The 19,291-nt window shown below is 51.3% G+C and carries 16 protein-coding genes and 1 pseudogene; 12 read left to right on the plus strand and 5 right to left on the minus strand.

Annotated elements, in window-relative coordinates:
* Window positions 1-253 precede the first annotated feature (253 nt).
* A complete protein-coding gene (locus CFLAV_RS00125; protein ID WP_040546308.1) occupies window positions 254-1,219 on the plus strand; it encodes a hypothetical protein in 966 nt (321 codons plus the stop codon).
* A gap of 86 nt (window positions 1,220-1,305) precedes the next feature.
* Window positions 1,306-1,785 carry a YbhB/YbcL family Raf kinase inhibitor-like protein gene (locus tag CFLAV_RS00130; protein WP_007412533.1) on the plus strand — a complete coding sequence of 160 codons (480 nt, stop codon included), beginning with the start codon at window positions 1,306-1,308 and terminating at the stop codon, window positions 1,783-1,785.
* A 12-nt stretch (window positions 1,786-1,797) separates the two neighbouring features.
* On the opposite strand, the gene CFLAV_RS00135 is transcribed toward CFLAV_RS00130, so the two are convergent.
* A complete protein-coding gene (locus CFLAV_RS00135; protein WP_007412534.1) occupies window positions 1,798-2,217 on the minus strand; it encodes a septal ring lytic transglycosylase RlpA family protein in 420 nt (139 codons plus the stop codon).
* Between the two features lie 317 nt (window positions 2,218-2,534).
* On the opposite strand from CFLAV_RS00135, the gene CFLAV_RS00140 reads away from it, so the two are divergent.
* The 4 genes from CFLAV_RS00140 (at window position 2,535) to CFLAV_RS00155 (ending at window position 7,342) form a co-directional block, all read left to right on the plus strand.
* On the plus strand, window positions 2,535-3,728 hold the full coding sequence (locus CFLAV_RS00140; RefSeq protein WP_007412535.1) for a glycosyltransferase family 2 protein: 1,194 nt from the start codon (window positions 2,535-2,537) through the stop codon (window positions 3,726-3,728).
* 70 nt (window positions 3,729-3,798) lie between these two features.
* Window positions 3,799-5,274, plus strand: coding sequence for an O-antigen ligase family protein (locus tag CFLAV_RS00145; RefSeq protein ID WP_007412536.1), 1,476 nt, complete (start codon window positions 3,799-3,801; stop codon window positions 5,272-5,274).
* 12 nt (window positions 5,275-5,286) lie between these two features.
* Window positions 5,287-6,549, plus strand: a complete 1,263-nt coding sequence (locus CFLAV_RS31495; protein ID WP_007412537.1) for a glycosyltransferase family 4 protein — start codon at window positions 5,287-5,289, stop codon at window positions 6,547-6,549.
* The gene (locus tag CFLAV_RS00155; RefSeq protein ID WP_007412538.1) at window positions 6,527-7,342 is read left to right on the plus strand and encodes a DUF2334 domain-containing protein; all 816 of its coding nucleotides are present in this window, start codon (window positions 6,527-6,529) and stop codon (window positions 7,340-7,342) included. Before CFLAV_RS31495 ends, CFLAV_RS00155 begins: the two co-directional genes overlap by 23 nt.
* Before the next feature lie 238 nt (window positions 7,343-7,580).
* Here the strand turns inward: CFLAV_RS00155 and CFLAV_RS00160 are convergent, their stop codons facing one another.
* The 3 genes from CFLAV_RS00160 to CFLAV_RS00170 form a co-directional block, all read right to left on the minus strand.
* Complete coding sequence (locus tag CFLAV_RS00160; RefSeq protein ID WP_007412539.1) at window positions 7,581-8,468, minus strand: glycosyltransferase; 888 nt, start codon at window positions 8,466-8,468, stop codon at window positions 7,581-7,583.
* Window positions 8,468-9,199, minus strand: a complete 732-nt coding sequence (locus tag CFLAV_RS00165; protein ID WP_007412540.1) for a sugar transferase — start codon at window positions 9,197-9,199, stop codon at window positions 8,468-8,470. Before CFLAV_RS00165 ends, CFLAV_RS00160 begins: the two co-directional genes overlap by 1 nt.
* Window positions 9,200-9,396: 197 nt before the next feature.
* Window positions 9,397-10,590 (minus strand): glycosyltransferase family 4 protein, encoded by a 1,194-nt coding sequence (locus CFLAV_RS00170; protein ID WP_007412541.1) that lies wholly within the window; start codon window positions 10,588-10,590, stop codon window positions 9,397-9,399.
* A gap of 772 nt (window positions 10,591-11,362) precedes the next feature.
* Between CFLAV_RS00170 and CFLAV_RS00175 the strand changes: the two are divergent.
* Window positions 11,363-12,292 (plus strand): annotated as a pseudogene (locus CFLAV_RS00175) (serine hydrolase domain-containing protein); the annotation flags it as partial.
* A 121-nt stretch (window positions 12,293-12,413) separates the two neighbouring features.
* Here CFLAV_RS00175 and CFLAV_RS00180 read toward each other — a convergent pair.
* On the minus strand, window positions 12,414-15,068 hold the full coding sequence (locus CFLAV_RS00180; protein ID WP_007412544.1) for a glycoside hydrolase family 9 protein: 2,655 nt from the start codon (window positions 15,066-15,068) through the stop codon (window positions 12,414-12,416).
* 526 nt (window positions 15,069-15,594) lie between these two features.
* Here CFLAV_RS00180 and CFLAV_RS00185 point away from each other — a divergent pair.
* From CFLAV_RS00185 to CFLAV_RS00205, 5 genes are all read left to right on the plus strand, one after another.
* On the plus strand, window positions 15,595-16,038 hold the full coding sequence (locus CFLAV_RS00185; protein ID WP_050785582.1) for an anti-sigma regulatory factor: 444 nt from the start codon (window positions 15,595-15,597) through the stop codon (window positions 16,036-16,038).
* Window positions 16,001-16,630, plus strand: a complete 630-nt coding sequence (locus CFLAV_RS00190) for a SpoIIE family protein phosphatase (RefSeq protein ID WP_160164430.1) — start codon at window positions 16,001-16,003, stop codon at window positions 16,628-16,630. The genes CFLAV_RS00185 and CFLAV_RS00190 overlap by 38 nt, the downstream gene beginning before the upstream one ends.
* The gene (locus CFLAV_RS31500) at window positions 16,623-17,771 is read left to right on the plus strand and encodes a histidine kinase (protein ID WP_007412547.1); all 1,149 of its coding nucleotides are present in this window, start codon (window positions 16,623-16,625) and stop codon (window positions 17,769-17,771) included. The genes CFLAV_RS00190 and CFLAV_RS31500 overlap by 8 nt, the downstream gene beginning before the upstream one ends.
* A gap of 50 nt (window positions 17,772-17,821) precedes the next feature.
* Window positions 17,822-18,502, plus strand: coding sequence for a response regulator transcription factor (locus CFLAV_RS00200; RefSeq protein ID WP_040546414.1), 681 nt, complete (start codon window positions 17,822-17,824; stop codon window positions 18,500-18,502).
* 199 nt (window positions 18,503-18,701) lie between these two features.
* Window positions 18,702-19,250, plus strand: a complete 549-nt coding sequence (locus CFLAV_RS00205) for a hypothetical protein (protein ID WP_007412549.1) — start codon at window positions 18,702-18,704, stop codon at window positions 19,248-19,250.
* Window positions 19,251-19,291: the final 41 nt, after the last annotated feature.

Raw genomic sequence — 19,291 nt, forward strand, 5'->3', positions numbered from 1 at the left:
CAGTGCTCAGAGTTGTTAATGCCGTAACTTAAGGTTTAACCAACCGATGCCCTCTCTGTCCTAATTTCCTATCCGCAGGAGACTTGGCAGGACGAAAGCCCTTTGCCATTATGTACAGCCTTGGAATGCTGCGTTTTCGGAAATCGTCGAAAAATGAGCTTTAAATCCATCATAATATTCTTAAGCTCAGGTCTTTATTCAATTGATTTTCCGGCATAATCAGAAGAAGTTTGCATGAAGAAAAGGAACGAACTTGAGCGACCAGACTGAAAATCAGGCAAAGCCAGCTGAAGGTGAAACGCCAGCCAAGGCAAAAGAACAGACCTCCCCGCAGGGAGCAACCCGGCGGCGATACCCTTCAAGACGCCCTCGTTTCCGCCGTGGCGACCGCCGCGAGCGCGAAGAAAGGCCAATCGCCGGCGAGCAGAACACCGAGGCTCCAGCTTCACCCCAGCCAGTTGAACAAACCAAACAGGATGCTGCGGTGGAACCGGCAGAAGCTGTTTCTGCAAGCCAGGAAATGCGTGAACCATCTCACCCGGTGGAAACAGGGGGAGAGAAGACTGCTCCAGAGCAAATCACTGGCACTGAGCAACCGATTCAATCGCACGAGAAGGCGGAACCGGTGGCCAAGGCCCAACCCGCTTCGGAGCCTGCGCAATCTCATCCGCAACGACCCCCTTCAACTCAACCACAATTCCAACGTCCTGAGCGCACCGATCGTGGCGATCATCGAGACCGCGGAGGCAGGGGAGATCAGCGGCAGGGTTATCCACAACAACAGCGGCCACCGCAGCAGCAACGCCCGCCGCAGCGGCCACAACCCTCGCATCCTCAGCAACAGCGGCCGGGAGAGGCGCCATTTCGGAACTCTGATGCTTCCGTGCGCGCGGTGATCCAGGAGGTCCCACGTGTGAAGGCAGAATTGCGCCGGGTTTTGGATGATTTGAACGAAGTCATTCGCATGCTCGACCAGATCGAACGTGAGAAGTCAGCCAGTGAGGAAGAAATCGAAGCACTGCGGGAATCTTTAAGACAGCTGCATCGCGAGCCTTCTTATAATCGACACCAGCGTGGTTCTGATCATCGGGAACAAAGGGGGGACCACCGCGAACATAGAGAGCACCGTGACCCACGGCATAGTCCCCAGGCGCCCGCCGTGCAACCTCCCGTCGCGCACGAGGAGCCGGACCTGCCAGATGATGCGGACGACTTCTGATCCGCCTTTCTCAATTCCCTAAAGTTGGACTCTTCACTTGACGCGAAGTAATTCGCATCCATGGTGAACATAGGTGCGTTTTGACGATGGAAGTCCAGACCGCACCCATTAAGAAAGGAGCTAAAATGAAGATAATGAGTCCAGCTTTTAAGGAAAACGATACGATTCCTAAGAAATACACTGGTGAGGATGCCAATCTTAGTCCGCCACTACATATTGAAGACATCCCCGATAGAGCGAAGAGCCTGGCTCTGGTAGTTGAAGATCCGGATGCACCCAGTGGCACTTTTCACCACTGGGTTCTGTTCAATATGAATCCCCGTACCACCGATATTCATGAGGGCAGCGTGCCGGTCATCTCCACCCAGGGACGCACGGACTTCGGTGATACCGAATATGGCGGACCCAAACCTCCTTCCGGCGAACACCACTACTTTTTCAATGTTTATGCCCTGGACACGGTATTAAGCCTGCCGCGCGGTATCAGAGCAGAAGAGCTGGAGAAGGAAATGCAAGGCCATATTATTGATCAAGCCAGCCTCATGGGACGTTTTGCAAAACATTAATCTGGACCGGTTTTATCTCATTGCCCGCAGGTTCGAGATGGAAACATCCTTGAGCGGCTGAACTTTTACGGAAACCAGACCCTGGTCCGGATCCGCCAATGCCTTGAATGCGGCATGGCCAAGATCGATGATGCGGCCGTCCCGCACCAGATCTTTGGCCGGGCCGCGATCTGTAATGGTGACCAGCACGCTCCGTGGCTGCTTCTTACCATCGCGAACATCGTAAGTGGTGACACGCACGCGGGTTCCGAGCGGATAAAACCATGAAGCAGCGGTCAATCTGTCCGGGTCAAACTTCTTGCCATTCGCCATCAGCCGACCGCGATGGTCCTCTCCATACCACGAGGCAAAACCTGTTGCTGATTGCTGGCTGGCACCTGCGTTAAAAGTTGCCATTGCCAAAAGTGCAAGGGCAATACAATGAACCTTCATGATGAGCCTTTTGTTTTACAGGAGTTGATTCTGTTTGCGATCCGTTTGCTTCTGGTCAGAAGGTCTGGAAGTTGCTCCCTTCAATGAAGGAGAGCTTTTCCGGAAAACTTTAAATCTCAAACGCCTCACGCGCTAAAAAACCGCGACTACTGTAATCTCCAAGCCACATCCTCAGCCGAGCATAATTAGATGCGGCCGTGATTGAAATAGGGTGCTCACCCCACCGGCGTTTACCCGGCACGTTTCGGGTCTATACCCACTTCAAAACTCGGAGGAAAAGATCAAAGCTCATCAAGTAGGTCGAAAGATCTGGCACGATGCAAAACGCTGAAATATCCATCTCAAACAAGGTTGCCGATAAGTTGATTTCCATAGGCATCATCGCCTGGAATGAGGAGAAAGGCATTCGCGCCACCCTCGAATCTCTCTTCCAACAATCTTTGTTTCAAAGGCTTGGCGAACGCGGATTATCCTGCGAGATCGTCTGCGTGGCGAACGGTTGCACCGATAATACTCCCAAGGTTGCCGCTCAAGTTTTCGCCGAATATTCAGCCGCTCACGAGTTCCGCCACACTTTCACGTGCCGTCCTCTGGATGTTAAGGAGCGTGGCAAAATCAACGCGTGGAATCTTTATGTCCACAGCCTCTCGGCCTCCGAAGCACAATTTCTGTTCCTCATGGATGCAGATATCAAATTTCTCCACCCGGATACGCTTTGGAACATGGTGGATGCTCTGCAAGAAAACGAGACAGCTTCCATCGCCACTGACCGGCCGGAAAAGAGCATTTCGTTCAAGCAGGACAAATCATTGTTTGAAAAAATTTCCCTCCGGGTTTCGCAAATGACGCAGGCTGGTGATGCCCAACTTTGCGGTCAGCTTTATTGCATCCGTTCTGTAATTGCCCGCCGCATCTATTTGCCGCGCGATCTGGGTGCTTGCGAAGATGGGTTCATCAAGTGGGTTGTCTGCACCGATTTCATTACCAAACCGCTCAACCCGCAGCGCATCATCATCGCGAAGGATGCCGCGCACGTTTTCGATGCCTACACTTCTCCCTCTGCGATTCTGCGCAATCAGAAGCGCCAAATGATTGGGCAGACTGTTGTGCATATCTTGATCGATGACTATTTGAAAACTCTCACTGTCCCGGAAAGGCTTAACCTGGCGGTTGCGTTACGTGAAAAGGAAAGTGCGGATCCGCAGTGGCTCCAGCGACTCATAGGCGACTATATTCAGCAGACGAAACATTTTTGGCAGCTCATCCCCGGCTTGGCAGGTATGCGGTTCAAACGAATCGCGAAGCTAAAGGGATTAGGGAAAGTGGTTTACCTGCCCACCGCAATAGCTGGATTTGCCGTCTCCATGATCGCCTGCTTTAACGCCTACGGGTTTTTGAAGCAAGGCTCAACGAATTACTGGCCTCACGGGAAATCACCGGCTTCCAATTCCGCAGGTGGTTTGCCGGAAGGCCTTGCTCGTACTGCCTCGCACAGCAACTCCGCCCTATGAAATAAAAGGTCGTGGCATGCCGAATCTGAAGGATTGATTTAAGAGCCGTATACAACTCCGCTTTTTCTTAATGGATACAAAAACTTTGTTTGGAATCACTGTTGTTCCGCTGGCGGTGCTGGGCGGAATTATCCTGGGAACGGCTTCGCGCCGAATTCGCGATCTTTTCTTTTTTTTATACTTGCTGCTGGCCATCAACATTGAGCATCTCGATGTAAATTTCGTCAGCCGCGAATGGTATCGCGGCACCTCCAGAGGTTTTGAGTTTTCCTGTTTGGATCCCCTGATCATTGGCGTCTTTTTCGGCTGCCTGTTTAGGCCGCAACCTGGTCAGAGAAGGTGGTTTTGGCCTGCAAGCCTTGGCCTTGCGCTTCTTTTTTTCTTATATGCTGGCTTCTCCGTGGCTATTTCGGATCCTCAATTATGGGGACTATTTGAACTCTCCAAAATGCTCCGTGGAACCATTGTGTTCCTTGCTGCCGCGCTCTACATACGCTCGGAAAGAGAGCTTCGAGTTCTGGTGACGGCACTTGCTTGCGCGGTGTCATGGCAGGGACTTCTGGTTCTTTATCAAAGATACCATCTCGGCATCCATCGAGTGACCGGTGTGATCGGGGATCCGAACAGCCTCTCCATGTATTTATGCATGGCCGCACCGGTTTTTGTCGCAGCTATTACTTCAAATTTCCCTCGCATCATAAAATGTCTATCAATCCTCGCCATTCTTTTGGGTGGTGTTGCCATGGTAATGACCATTTCACGAACCGGCGTGATTACCATGCTGTTCGTGCTCGCGGCAACGGCCGTGGCCTGCGTCAAAATGGAAATAACCCCTAAAAAGATAATGGTCGGTTTGCTGTCCATTTTGATAGCCGGCGGGGTGGTGGGGAAAGCTTGGAACACTTTGGAAGATCGGTTTAAAGATTTCACCGCGAGTGACATCGATACCAACTCCAAAGCTCAGGGGCGCGCCTACTATTTCAAAATCGCCACTGCCATTGCCGAGGACCGCTGGCTCGGTGTCGGGCTGAACAATTGGTCTTATCACGTAAGCAACGAGTACGGTCCCGCTCTCGGATGGCACTTCGTTCCTTATATCGGCACGGAAAACTATCCCAGCGACAAGGTTCCTGCCGGTCGCAATAATCTCGATGCCGCACAAGCAGCACCGGCTCACAACCTGGGTGCCTTGACTGTCGGTGAACTCGGGATTCCCGGGCTTTTTCTTTTCGCTCTGCTATGGCTGCGCTGGTTTCAAATGGGAGCATCCTTTCTTTGGCGGCGAATCCCCGACCCGGTGCATCGCCTGGGGGTGGGATTATTTTTCTCCTGTTGTGGAGTATTCCTGCAAAGCCTCACTGAGTGGGTGTACCGACAACTTCCCATTTACTTTAGCTTTCACATCCTTTTAGGGGCGCTGGCCAGTTTGTATTTTATAAAACATCAGCGTCAGGAAGTCGATTGGGAAGAGGACTTCGAGGCCGGTGAGGAGGAAGTGGAAGAAGAGGAATCAATAATCCTCGAACACGCCAATATCTCTGCTTAAAAAGGTTGATCGATGCATACTGTCCATTTATTAAGAAAATATAATCCAGCAGAGTGGGGCGGAACTGAAACTGCCATCCACCGGTTATTTGACGGCCTCCGCAAACAGGATGTCTCCTCGGTTGTTTATTGTCCTAAATTGGATTGCGCCTGTTCAGTCAATGACCCGCTGCAAGCGGCAGGTTGTCGTATTGAACGATTTAAAGCCTTCGTTCCGGTTTGGGGAATTTCAACTGCCGAGAAAAGGCAACTCGTTTCTGTCGGCGGCAACTTGATGTCTTTCGACCTGATCTCTGCTTTATGGAGACAGAAGAACGTCTCGCTGGTTCACACCCACGCTCTGGGACGCATTGGAGCAATCGGCGCCACCTTTGCACGTCGGCGCAAAATTCCTCTCGTTGCCAGCATTCACGGCGGGGTGTTGGATCTGCCCGCGAACCTGAAGAGCAGCTTTCACAATCCAATTCGCAAAGGAGTGGAGTGGGGGAGAATATTTGGCATGCTGCTGCGTTCCCCGCAATTGCTCGATGATGCGGATGCTATTGTCACGTGCAATCCCAGGGAAGCAGCGCTTCATCAGGAAAAATACCCTCGTAAGCACGTCATGGTGCAACCCCACGGAGTGCCCATGGATCTTTACCGGCGCGACCAGCGTACCGCTGCTCAAGTCGCGTTTCCTCATTTAACCAATCGGCGAATTTTGCTGGCTGTCGGACGCATCGACTCCATCAAAAATCAGGCCTGGTTAATCGAACAGCTCCCGGCCTTATTGGAAAAACATCCCGAAGCGGTTCTCGTGCTGGCCGGTGCTTGCACGGAAGAAAAATACGGCAAAAGAATCGAGAAACGCATACAGGAACTTGGTCTTGGTGAACGTGTATTTCTTACCGGCGGACTTCCCCCCGGTGACCCGCGGTTAATTGGCCTGTTGCAGGTCGCGGAAGCCTTGCTCTTACCATCGGTTTCTGAAACTTTCGGTTTGGTTCTCCTGGAAGCATGGGCCGCCGGCACCTCGGTTATTTCAAGTCGCACTTCGGGTGCCTCCACTCTGATCAAACAGGGTGAAAATGGACTTCTTTTTGATTTGGATAATCCACAATCTTTCCACGAAGCAGTCGATCATACACTTCTCAATCGGGAATTGCGCAGGGAAATGATTGCTTCCGGCGCCAGACTCGTGGCTGCCGAATATAACACGGATGTGCTGGCGGGCAGGATGAAGCGGTTGTACGAAACTTTAATTCAGGAAAAAAATGCGCTACGTCATAGTTCGTGATGATGATACGAATGCTCTCACTCCAATAAACTGCCTGGAGACGCTCTATCGTCCCTTTCTCAGGCGTGGGCTGCCGGTCAACCTCGCCACGATTCCCAATGTTCGTACCACCACGAAAATCCCGGACGGCCGCTTTGAGGGTTTTTTAATGGCGAGAAATGGCAGAACCCCGGAAACATTGCCCATCGGCTCCAACCGGCAACTCGTTGGATACCTCCGCAGCAATCCAGGTTACAATATTGTCCAACACGGTCTGTATCATGATTACTTCGAGTTCGATTGCCAGGATCAAATGGAAGTTCGCCGCCGTCTGGATGATGGCACTCGTTTGCTGATGGAGGCTGGATTTCCCAAACCGAAGACTTTCGTCGCTCCTTACGATAAGTTCTCTCGAACCAGCCTTAACGAGGTTGCCCGGAGATTTCCCGTGCTGTCGTCAGGCTGGTTTGAACTGGGTCGCCTTCCCCTGGCATGGTGGCCAAAATATCTCCTGAAAAAGATTACCAAAAAACCGCACTGGGAGGTTCGGAAGACCGCATTATTATCTCATCCTGGATGTCTGCTTTCCTGCCACCGGCCTTATAATTCCATGCTGAATGAGGTCAGGAAAGCTGTGCAGCGGGGCAGAGTCACCGTTTTGGTCACTCATTGGTGGGAATACTTCAGGGATAATGAGCCTGATGAAGAGTTCATTTGCCAACTGCACCAAACCGCCGCCTATCTCGCGAACGCTCCCTATATTAAAGTTATCTCCTTCGATGAACTGGCAGCGGGCACAATTTCACTGAACTAAGTTACCACCTCAAAACCAATCCGTGCTCGGTTGAAAAACGGCATTTTCTCAAAATGATCATATGAGCCAGTGACAAGCCCTTCGAATGTCGTACAAGGCTCCTGGCCCGGAGGATTGCATTCCAGGCACACTAACCCGCTGTTCGTAGTACTTCGAGGGAAGAGGTGAGCCGCAATCAGGATTGAGGATTCCTTGCGGCTTGAAAGAACAGGGTTCTGTCGTTGTAAAATTAAATCGTTTACAAAACCGTCTTGTCTTTTCCTTTTAGCAGGAGGTGCTTCAAGAGCACTTGTAGGTCTTCCTTGTTCTTTGAATAGAGCGAGGCAATCTGTCCCATCCATCCAGACGCTGCTCCTTTCACAGCTCGCCGGTTTAAAGCGCAAAGTAAGAAGGGATCTGGAATCGTGACGGATGAATTCATTTTCCAATTAATTAATACATTGCCCCAGGCGATGGAATTTCTTACCTCAGTGAGGCGCCCCACCATCGTTTCCGGTCCAACAATGCTGTTGTTGACCTCACTCTCCGCCATGATAAGGGACCTGTCTTCGATTATTGCCATCGGTCCGATCATTGCCCTTGGCCCGATTCTCACGTTCTCACCAATCCAACAGGGACCTTTTAGCTGTGCGGAAGGGGAAATACTGGCTCTGACCGAAGCCCATACGCCTGGCTGGATCTCCCGGACTCCAATGCGGTTCATCGTTGCGGCGCGGGGAAGCCATGATTGCAGGGCCGAAAAAGTGCCCGCATAATCCTTAAACAGTGGATGATGGGTTAATCCTGGGAAATGATCCATCACAGTTGCATCGTTCGGTTCGGCGAGCCATTCGTCCCTTGGGCCCGTCTGGTATTTGGCCCGGGCCGCAGTTGGCGTGAGTTCTCTGGCTTCCTCAATTACTTCGACGTTTAATCCCCAGCGAGTCCCGTTATAAATGAAGTCTTTAATCTGGCCAGCTTCAGGAGCTGCCAGGACGATTACATCTTCAACCTTTAAGGAAGCCAAATGTTCCAGCCAATACTCCAGCATGTTTTTTCCAGCCAGTGGCACCAGGCTAATGGGCCATGTTTCGGCGAGGACATGCACCCCGGGCCGTTCCGCGGGACAGATTAGTAAAGCTTTCATCAACAAGCCCCCTTCCCGGAAAGCACGGCTGGCAGTGTTTTCGCCAATATCTTGAGGTCTACCCAAAAATTCCTGGTTTCAATGTAGGTCACATCCAGTTTAACCTGCCCGTTGAAATCAATTTCACTTCTGCCGCTGATCTGCCAGAAGCAGGTGATGCCAGGTTTCACTGCGAGCCGGCGATGGTCTGCGAGCGTGTAGCGCTTCACCTCCCGCGGAAGCGGTGGTCGCGGACCAACGAGGGACATATCTCCAATCAGGACATTATACAATTGTGGAAGCTCATCCAGGGACAGCTTGCGCAGCCAACGTCCCAGTTTTGTAATTCTGGGATCGTCCTTGATCTTGAAGGTAACGCCTTGTCCTCCATGTTGGTTCCTCGCAATCAATTCCTTCAGCTTTTCTTCTGCGTTCAGGCACATGGAGCGCACTTTAAACATTTTAAACTCCCTGCCATGCTTGCCCACCCGGATCTGCGTAAAAAAAACCGGTCCTCCATCCTGCAGTTTTACCAGCAGACCAATGACGAGAAACAATGGACTCAGCAGCAGGAGTGCAGTCAGACTCGCTGAAAAATCAAATGTCCGTTTCAAAACGTCTCCGCCATTGATCCAGCAAAGCCAATTCAGCCTCTCGTAATAAAAGTTTAAAGCCAGTCTCCAGCGACCCAGAGGCCTTTGCACTGGAAAGTAGTGGTGAATCAATAGTTGTTGGATTTCATGCTCATTCATGGGGGGGACTCCTTGAACGGTGGAAGGGCATTGCGCATTTTGCGGTGTGCGGTCGCCTTTCGACCTCTGGTTGATACGAGTGCTGTCAAAAGTTGATGTATTGCAGGAATCGGAGAGACCAGTATTCATTGACCCTTTTAAAGTTCCCTTAGGAACTCCAGTTGCTGAGTCACGATGTTTATGGAAAATCATGTTGTTCATTGATGGTGTGCCTCGACAATCACCTGCGTAAACATTTGTTCCAAGTCGGCGATATACCTGCCAAAATCGTAACGTTGCCTCACCCATTCGCGCCCACGCTTGCCCATCGTTCGTCCTAATTCCTTGTTCATGAGCAGTTCTTCAATCCGGCTCGCATAGGCAGCCCGATCCATCCAGGGAACAAGATATCCATTATGCCCATCCACCAGCCACTCCTTGATTCCGCCAGCATCAAATCCAATTACGGGAAGTCCGAAATACATTGCTTCAGGGCCGCTTAGACCGAATGGTTCCGGCCAGACCGAACTGACCACAAAAATGCTGCAATCCTGATAGTAGGTTTTTAATTCCGTCTGTTCGACAAAGCCTTTGAATGTGACCCGGTCTGCCAGTCCCAGCTTTTGACAGAGCTTTTCGCAATAGGGCCGGTGATTTCCTTCCCCCAGAATAATGCATTCAAATGGCACCTTAACCATGGCCAGGGATTCCAGGAGTACATCGACGCCTTTCCCGCGAATTATCTGTCCAGCAAACACTATCAAATTCCGGTCGCTAAAGGAACTTTCATCCTTGACCGCCTCCGATTTTCGCACGGGAACATGAATCTCGATCTTCTCCTCTGAAAATCCGTTCCGGATCAGTTCGTTCTTGGTGTATTCAGAATAGACCACGAATCGTTGAAATTTCTGATTTAATTCGATTTCACGTTTTTTGGCCTTGTAACTTATCCACTTGAGCGGGAATCCCGTTTCGTGGTTCCGTCCAATGGTGCCGCCACAGGGGAATACACAATAAAATGAGGCCGGTCGCAGGCAGATCTTCCTGCTCAAATAATGATATTTGTAGCTCCGCATGCAATAAATGTCATGGTCATGCACCATACGCACCTTCGGCACTTCCGAATCGACCAACGCCTCCACCACTTCCAAATCAGCCATTTTGTGAACGTAAATCAGGTCTGGATTGAAATCATCTAATGCTGCTCTGACCCGGTTACGATTATTAGTTCTTTTCATTGCAAAACAGAATGAGAACACGCCTTTCAATGCTGCTTCCGCGCCTGCGTCTTCCGAGCCATGTATTACTCCGACCGTGTGTCCTCGGCACTTTAGTTCGGTCGCCGTTTGCTGGACATTGCCCTCAGCACCGCCAAAGGTTCCAAACCGTTCATGTACAAAACAAACCCTCATTTAAAAGAGCTGTCCGCGATGTAACCGACTCCGCGTCTCACCTGCCATGTTCCATTTGTTTCGAAGGCCAAATCATATCCGTGCGGCAAGGAGTTGCGCTTCTCCTCACCTCTCGCCTTCAGTCGCATATCGCATGGTTCCTTTGCATCCATATTGCGCTTTCATATTACCCCTCGCTACATGCCGTCTCAATGGGGGTAAAAACCGCAAATGGCGGTAGTCCGACACCCTACCTTTAAATAACCCTATGTCCTTTGACTATAATGTTTAAGACGTAATGACTACTTGGCTTTACGCTTAGGCGATGTAGGTATTATCCCCATGGAAGAAAATGGCAATCTGGGACGCACGTTCGCTGCAAGGGTTATTCTGCTGTCCGTTTCAATTGGCGATACAAAGTATCCGACTGAGGATGCACGCATGATTTTTCGGTGGATGATCCACTTGCGCTTGAGGTTCCCGCATGTTGAACTCGGCAGTCGCGTCATTGTAGCAAAGATCCTTGATAGGCCCTGGCGTTGCTCTTTAATTTGCGTTTGTGAAAAACACTTTCTCATCGTTCCTCGGTGCCCTGGTTGTCTTAACTTCTGGTTGCCAGGTCACCCGAGTGCTCAATGAACCCATACCCGTCTCTGCCTCCTTGGGTATTCATGACGAACGGACCGAGCGGGTCGGCAAGGTTATCCAAGACACAATGAGGAAGAACAAAATTCCGGGTATCTCGGTCGCTGTAATTGATCATGGCGCTCTGGTCTGAGCCCAGGGCTTCGGGTGGCGGGATGTCGGCAGACGATTGCAGGTCGATACGAGCACTCAATTTCAGGCCGGTTCCATCAGCAAACCGGTGACGGCGCTGGGAGTTCTTGAATTGTGCGCGGACGGCAAACTCGATCTCGACTCGGATGTGAACCGCTATTTGAAAACCTGGCAACTCGCCTCCAAATTCACCAATAACCCGGTGACGTTGCGCGAATTGCTTTGCCACCGGGCCGGCATGGTGCCGCGCAGTTTTGCCGGAGAAAGGGAAGCCGGCCGGCCACATACGCTGGACGAGGCCTTGAACAATCATGCCTGGTTTTATGGCTGGATCAGCGGTCATTATTTCGGGACGGTCGAAGCAAAGTATCCGCCCGGTTCCCGATATTTGTACTCCGCCGGAGGATACGCCGTGGTGCAGAAGGCAATGGAGGACGTCACTGCCGAACCGTTCGAGACAGCGATGGCCGGGTTGGTTCTGAAGCCAGTGGGCATGAGCCGCTCGCATTTTCAACAGCCGCCCCAGGACACGAACGACATCGCGCGCGGCTACGGTTGGATGCTGACGTTGTTCGGCGGCGGCCGCTGGCGCGTGCTTCCGGAAAAAGCCATGGGCGGATTGTGGACGACACCGCAAGATATCGCGCGGCTGATTATCGCGGTGCAGAAAGCGAAGTCCGGTGAAGTCGGCGGCCCCATTTCTCCCGCGATCGCGAATGAATATCTGACCGCGCCGTACGATGGCTGGCAGGGCATTGGAATTCGTCTGACCGGAAGCGGGGAAAATCTGAAATTCTATCATGACGGGGCGAACTTCGGATATTTCGCCCGCTTCGGCGCCGATGTTTCAAACGGCCGGGCATGGGTCATCATGAGTAACGGCCAAAAGAATAAGTTTGGTCCGATCACGAAATCAATCGCCAGGGAATTTGGCTGGGCTCCGTGATTTGACGAATACAAAGGAACGGTTCGGCTTATTCAAAGAGGGCTATGACAGGCTGCAAAAGGGACAAGCCTTTCAGCCGGTGGAATGTCCGCTCGCGCTTTGAGCGCCGACCTAAAGCTCCTTATTTAACAGTGCAATTGGTCGTGGCAAAAACGCGTCGACCATCAGGCAATTGAGCCTCCGCTTCAATCCAATGCGGACCTGCTTTATTAGGGCTAAATGTGAACGTTTGGCCAAACGTCGGAGCGTGATCCGAAGCCTCCCAAACAATTTGCGCGTTCTCGAGATCTATTCCCGGTGCCTGTAACTTCAGGATCAAGCGCTCTCCTGAAGCAATCCTTTGTGGTATCCCGGTAATGGTCGCGCTGGCGAATTTCCAGGGTTGATCTTTCAAAGGAGATTGGGCCATGAGCCAGGCCAGATAGGCAAGACTGCGAGCTTGATTCACAATGACGAATTCCTGGTTCAGATTAAAACTGTCACCCCAGCGATCGTAAAACGGGAAAGGCGCGACCTGATCACCGTCCGTTGGAAAGCTCAGTTCGCCCAATTCCTTCTTATAGTTATCCAGCCATCCAAAACCATCCTGTATGTTTCCAAGGGGAATTCCAGTCGGGGGAAGAATACGGCGGCTATTTTGTGCATACTGATCCACAATTTCGTGCTGCCTCATCCAACCCATCCCGGTTAGATAGCAAACGTTGATTGGATTACATCCCTGCTCATAATTTAAATTTGACCAGATTGCCCGCATAAATTTGGGGCGGGGATCATTCATCACGGGAAAGTCCAGCTGGCATGCCACAGCCAGGTCAAAAGCGGCATCACCTGAAAAATACCATCCGGCACTGCGCGATTGTTTTGTTTCTTTCGGCAAACTTGTCCCATACGCACTCTCCTCGGCGCGATCCAATTGATCCTGTGCCGCCGCGATGAGTTCCTCTTCGCATTTTGAAAGTAAGGCTGGGTCCAACCGCTCGCGCTTGATTCTGCCTGATTTTGCTGCGAAGGCGTAACTTCGGGTAGCACAACCATACGCTTCATAGAGCCGCCACCATCCCCATTTGCGCGTTTCCTCGGAAGCAGGATGAAACCACTCGCCTATCAATTTCTCATAAGCAGAATCACCGGTGGCGAGAAACATTTCCACTGCCGCCCATGCCAGTTCATCATCATGCATGAACTCGTTTCCATAATGCGTGATCTTCTGGTAAGCCCCGTCTTTTCCATATTTTGCGATGCCCCGTTGCAGGAAGTTCCAGCCTGCCTTCGCCTTCACCATGTAGGCCGCTGCCGCCTCGGGAAATTGTTTTTTGAATGTTGGTGAGGAGGCGCATTGGGCCAATGCAGCAACCGCGGCGGCAGTAACTGAAGTTGTCTTGGGCCACACCACTTGCGGATCGCCATGATCCGGTGTGACGTCGTTCTCATACTCCCGTTCTCGCGGATACACGAGGAAAAAGAAACCGCCATCGTCGTCCTGCATTTTCGCAAGGAAATCGGCCTCCCATTTCGCTTCCTGTAAAATATCGCTCCTGCCATCACCGCTCTCGGGTATCCCCAGATTGTCCAATGCTGCCACTCCGGGAAACGCATCCGCTGCCAGGATGAGATGATGAATGAGTGCGGCACTGTTGATGGTGTACTTGCTGTAGTCACCCGCATCATGATGTCCGCCGCTGACATCGAGTTTGCCACGTTTAATAAAAGGGTACAATTGTGACTTCTCACCTTTCATTCGCGGAGCCGTGTGCCTTGCGTTTTCTTTTACATCCGTGGTTTTATCGGCCAGAATTTCCCAGGTGGTTTTAAAAGCCGATTGTGGAAAGGGAATATCCACGAGAGCTGTGTGACAGGTGCCATCGGTAAATCTGGTGAAAGGCAACGCATTGCTTGTTCCGCAACGCTGATGGTAGAGCCCCAGTGCATAGGCACGCGCAAAAGCCGCTGCCGCGCCATCAGAGATGGAAAAGGGGAACGAAGTGCCAAGACCCGGCACAAATAATTGATACTCTCCTGGCACCTTGTATTCAGAAAAATTTGCTTCCCAAACAGCTTGATAGGAACTGAACGGAAAACCGCGATCGGGGCGTCGTGTCAATCGGCCTTCGAACACAGACTTTGACGTGTGGGCATCTTTCAAGGAGAACGTTGGTGTAGTTGCTGCCGCACCGTTTGTTGAGGAAGGGATTAGATCTGTGAGGAAGTTTAAATCCATTTCTCCGAGATTTCCGAGATAGTAACCGACCATGGCAGTCTTCGGGGAACTGGTCTGATAGCCTGTTTGGTTCACGTGAATAGCGGGACTCCAACGCAACGAACTAAAAACTGTTGAAAATGGCTTCTTATTCTCCCAAAGATGTTCATCAGGATTACTTACCTCCACCTTTTGATTATCCTTGATTGTAGTTGCGAGCTTTAAATAAAGGTCATTGGCGATTCGGAGGTCCCGCCTTTTCAGTGGCGCATAAAGCACGCGTCGTTTAAAACCGACAGCTACCACCGATGCAGGTTTTCCATCAATTGTAACCACAAACTGTTTGGGAGTTGGCAAGCTTGGTTTACCGTTCAGATCAGCGAACGGCCACTGCTTGACTGGAGCCGGATCAGGATTTTTTGTCGTGATCAGGCTTATTTCGACAAGGCTCGGAGTAAGACACCGGATTTCGGTGTCTCCTGCGTGTGGAATAATTAACGATGGATAACTCTCAGCAATTACTCCGGTGGCTGAGTTTAGGAATAACCAAACCAGGCTGACCAGTCGAACCCAAAACATGCGGGTAAAATGCCTCACCCAATCTGGTTATGCAAACGTAGCCATTTATGAAGAGGTTATATAATCGGTAGGGTTTCACCCCATGTTTACCAAGCCTTAAACGTAGGATTATCTGCATCATTTTAACCACTAATGTGGTGAAATGCTTAATGGGCGATTGGAAGCAATCGGAAGCTCTGCTCTCTGCCGCGAAGACTGAAATTAGCACTGTCCTAAGCGAAGCACTTTTTCACGTCCTGGGAATTTGTTCATATTTGTTATGATACAGAATGCAGGAAATAGAAGAGTCAAACCTCATGAGCATGGTTTTGAGGGATTAACTCCTGCGCATCAATCGGAAGACCGCTTTTTAAATCCGATCCCTGGCTTGTGACCAGTCTTTGAGACTATGGGGGCTGGAGAGCAAACACTGTGAGCAACTCGGCCACTCTAAACGCAGTCCCGAATAGTGGCAGGCATGCTGTGTGTGGGGGAGCGGGTTTCGAGAGTTCGGGAATCAATTTTTGTAAACTGGAGAGAGGATGGCATGGCAAGTGCAGCACGAGTGGAAATCACCACGTCGCTCGACATTGTGAATGCGCGGCAAAAAAGCCGTGCTCTCGCACAGGAACTGGGGTTTGCCGGGAGTGAAATAACTTTGATCACAGCCGCGGTTTCCGAAGTGGCCAGAAATATTCTGGAATATGCCCGCCAGGGTGAGCTGGTTTTTGAACGTCTGGAGAGCGGCGCGAAGAAAGGTCTGAAAATTGTAGCCCGCGATCAGGGCCCAGGCATTCCTGACATAGAACAAGCGATGCAATATGGCTACTCGACGCGCGACGGTGGAGCGGGCGTCGGATTGCCAGGGGCCAGGTGGTTGATGGATGAATTTGCGATCAAGTCAACGGTCGGCAAGGGAACAGTTATCACGATGAAAAAGTGGGCAAATCAACTTGGCTACCAAACCAACCAGAGAAATTTCCGGGATTGAGTGGGGTGTGGCAATCAAACCGGCGCCCGGTCGCGCCGTTTCCGGGGATGCCTATCTGGTGCACGTGCAGCAGGATCGGGCATTGCTGGCCGTGGTGGATGGCCTGGGTCTGGGCAGCGAGGCAGTGATTGCCGCTAATACGGCCGTTTCGATTTTAAGGAAGTATGCAAATGATACAGTTGTTTCGCTGTTCAACCGTTGTCACCGCAGCCTCATGATGTCTCGCGGCGCCGTCATGACCGTGGCTTGTTTGGATTTAAACACATTAACTGCGACCTGGCTGGGCGTGGGAAATGTGGAGGCGATATTATTGAGAGCCGACCCGGCTGTTGTTCCTTCTGTTGAACGCCTGCAGTTGCATGGCGGCCTCGTTGGCTATCAGATGCCCATATTGCGTTCCCGGAACATCTTGGTTCGCCAAAACGACCTGCTGGTGATCACGAGTGATGGCATCGTGGGGGATCCCTCAGCGGATATCCCGCGAGGCGAACCTGTCCAGAAGATTGCTGATTATGTTCTCCAAAAGCATTACCAGGGCAACGATGACGCGCTTGTCCTCGTCGCCCGTTACGTGGGGAGCGCCCATGAATAAGCAATTCAATGGTATTTGCCAGCAGTACGTGGCTGCACTCCGGAGATATCTGGTGGAAAATGATGAGTCTGCCCTTAGTGAAGCCTATGAATTAGGACGGAAAACGATTTCCGATGGTCTGGGGGTGATTGACATGGCCAAAATTCACGAAGAGGTGCTCCTCGGGTTGTTGCCCAAGACGAATGCCCCATTTGAAACTCTGCAGCTTGCGAAAAGTGCCGGGTCATTTTTTTCGGAATCCCTGTCTCCTTTTGAAATCACCCATCGAGGATTCCGGGACGCCAATCGTTCATTACGCAAGGCCAACGCAGATTTGGAAGACCGCAACCAGGCATTGGCCATTGCCAATGGAAACCTGAAACGGGAAATCGAGGAACGCAAGCGCGCAGAACGCGAATTGCGCGAAAGTGAGGAGCACTATCGTATTCTCTTCAACCAGGCCCGGCTCATGCAGGAAAATCTTCGCCACCTTTCCAGCCAGGTTCTGCACGTTCAGGAGGAGGAGCGTAAAAGAATTAGTCGCGAATTGCACGATGAAGTCGGTCAGGCATTGACGGCCGTCAATGTCAGTCTTGCGCTTTTAAAGAATGCCATCGATATCAAAAACGTGGAGCTGCGGAACAAGATCACTGATACGCAAAAGCTCCTCGAGCAAACCATGGAATCGGTGCATGCGTTTTCAAGAGAGCTGCGCCCGGCCATGCTGGATGACCTGGGGCTTATACCCACGTTGCGCTCTTTCGTGAAAAGCTTTGCCAGGCGGACTGGCATTCAGGTTTCCTTCTGGGCCACCGATGCGGTGGAGAAACTCGCGATCGATCAGAAGACCGTGCTTTATCGTGTCGGCCAGGAAAGCCTGACCAATATTGCCAAACACGCGCACGCATCCCACGGCGCGGTCACGATTCGGAAAAGCAAAAATGGTTTCGCTATGGAGATCAAGGATAATGGGAAATCCTTCCAGGTCGACCAGAAGATAGCCCTCAAAGGAAAGAACCGGCTGGGGTTGTTAGGTATCCAGGAGCGGGTAAAACTTGCGGACGGTGAGTTCAAGGTTGAGTCTACACCAGGCAAAGGAACCAAGTTATTAGTTTGGATTCCCATGAATGGAAGTAATGGGCTGATAACGAGGAGAATTTAATGTTAATACAAGGAGATCCAATGATTGCAGCCTCAAATGCGGCCAATTCCGTGCAAAGAATAACTGTTTTATTGGCAGATGATCATACTGTTGTTCGGCAGGGGTTAAAGGCTTTGTTGATTGTGGAAGGTGACATTGAAATCGTGGGGGAGGCAGATACGGGACGCCATGCTGTGCAACTGGCGAAGAAGCTTCTGCCTGACGTTGTTGTCATGGATATTGCGATGCCATTGCTCAATGGCCTCGAGGCAACGCGGCAGATAACCAAGCAGGTGCCCTCAAGCAAAGTGCTCATCCTATCTTCCTACAGCGAGGATGAATATGTACAACAATTAACCGAGGCTGGCGCGGCTGGCTACTTGGTGAAACAAACAGCTGCCAATGACCTTCTTAAGGCCATTCGCGAGGCATATAAAGGAAACGCATTCTTTAGTCCTTCAATTGCCAAACGGTTGCGTGACCAGTGTCGTGAAGCCTTCGTGAGCGGCCAGCCGGTCAGGAAGCGTAACGATTATTTAACGACGCGCGAAGCCGAAGTGCTTCAATTGATTGCCGAGGGCCAGGCCAATAAGCAAATCGCAGCTGAACTTTGCATCAGCATAAAAACTGTCGAAAAGCATCGTCAGCAGGTGATGAACAAACTCAACATTCATGATGTTGCCGGCTTGACGCGACACGCCATTTCCAAGGGCATTATTGAGAGTAACGCCGGGGCCAAGCCCATTCTCTAGATTTTTCGGCAGGGAGGATATTTCAAGGCAACACACGAAGCTGTTTTGTTCATTCACCTATCAGGTCGGGCGCGACCGTTTATGCGGATACCACCCCATGGCAGGGTGTTTACCGCAGATTATCTTCAAAAGAGAATATCATTGTCTTCTGAAGAATTTAAGAGAGCTTCCAGGGAGGCAAAGGCATCCGAGTGATACTATGGCAAAAAAGTCTTTGTTCTGCATGGTTGGCAGCGAAGCGCAAGCTTCCGAAATTGTTAATCAGCTTAAAGATTCCGGTTTTTCCAATAACGATATTTCGGCCCTGCTCCCTGATAAGACTGGAACCAAGGATTTTGCGCACGAGCATCACACCAAGGCACCGGAGGGAGCAACGGCCGGGGCGAGCACAGGCGGCATTATCGGAGGAGCCTTGGGATGGTTGGCGGGGATTGGAGTTCTGGCTATTCCGGGCCTTGGACCTTTCATTGCTGCCGGGCCGATCATGGCCGCTTTGAGTGGCGCAGCCGTTGGCGCGGCTGTGCTGGGAATTGCCGGTGCACTCGTAGGAATGGGAATTCCTGAATATGAAGCCAAGCGTTATGAAGGTAAAATAAAGGACGGAAATATACTAATTTCCGTTCATCTGGAGAATGGTGACTGGGAGGAGCGTGCCCGGCACATTCTTCAGGGTTGTGGAGCCGGTGACGTCGCCATCACTTCCGAAGTTCAGGTTAAAACTTCGGAGCAGAAACCAATCACCACCTAGCCGAAGGGAAGGATGGGCCTGCCTATTTCGTGGTTCATTGA

It is taken from the genome of Pedosphaera parvula Ellin514 (genome assembly GCF_000172555.1).
In the GTDB taxonomy this organism is placed as follows: Bacteria; Verrucomicrobiota; Verrucomicrobiia; order Limisphaerales; family Pedosphaeraceae; genus Pedosphaera.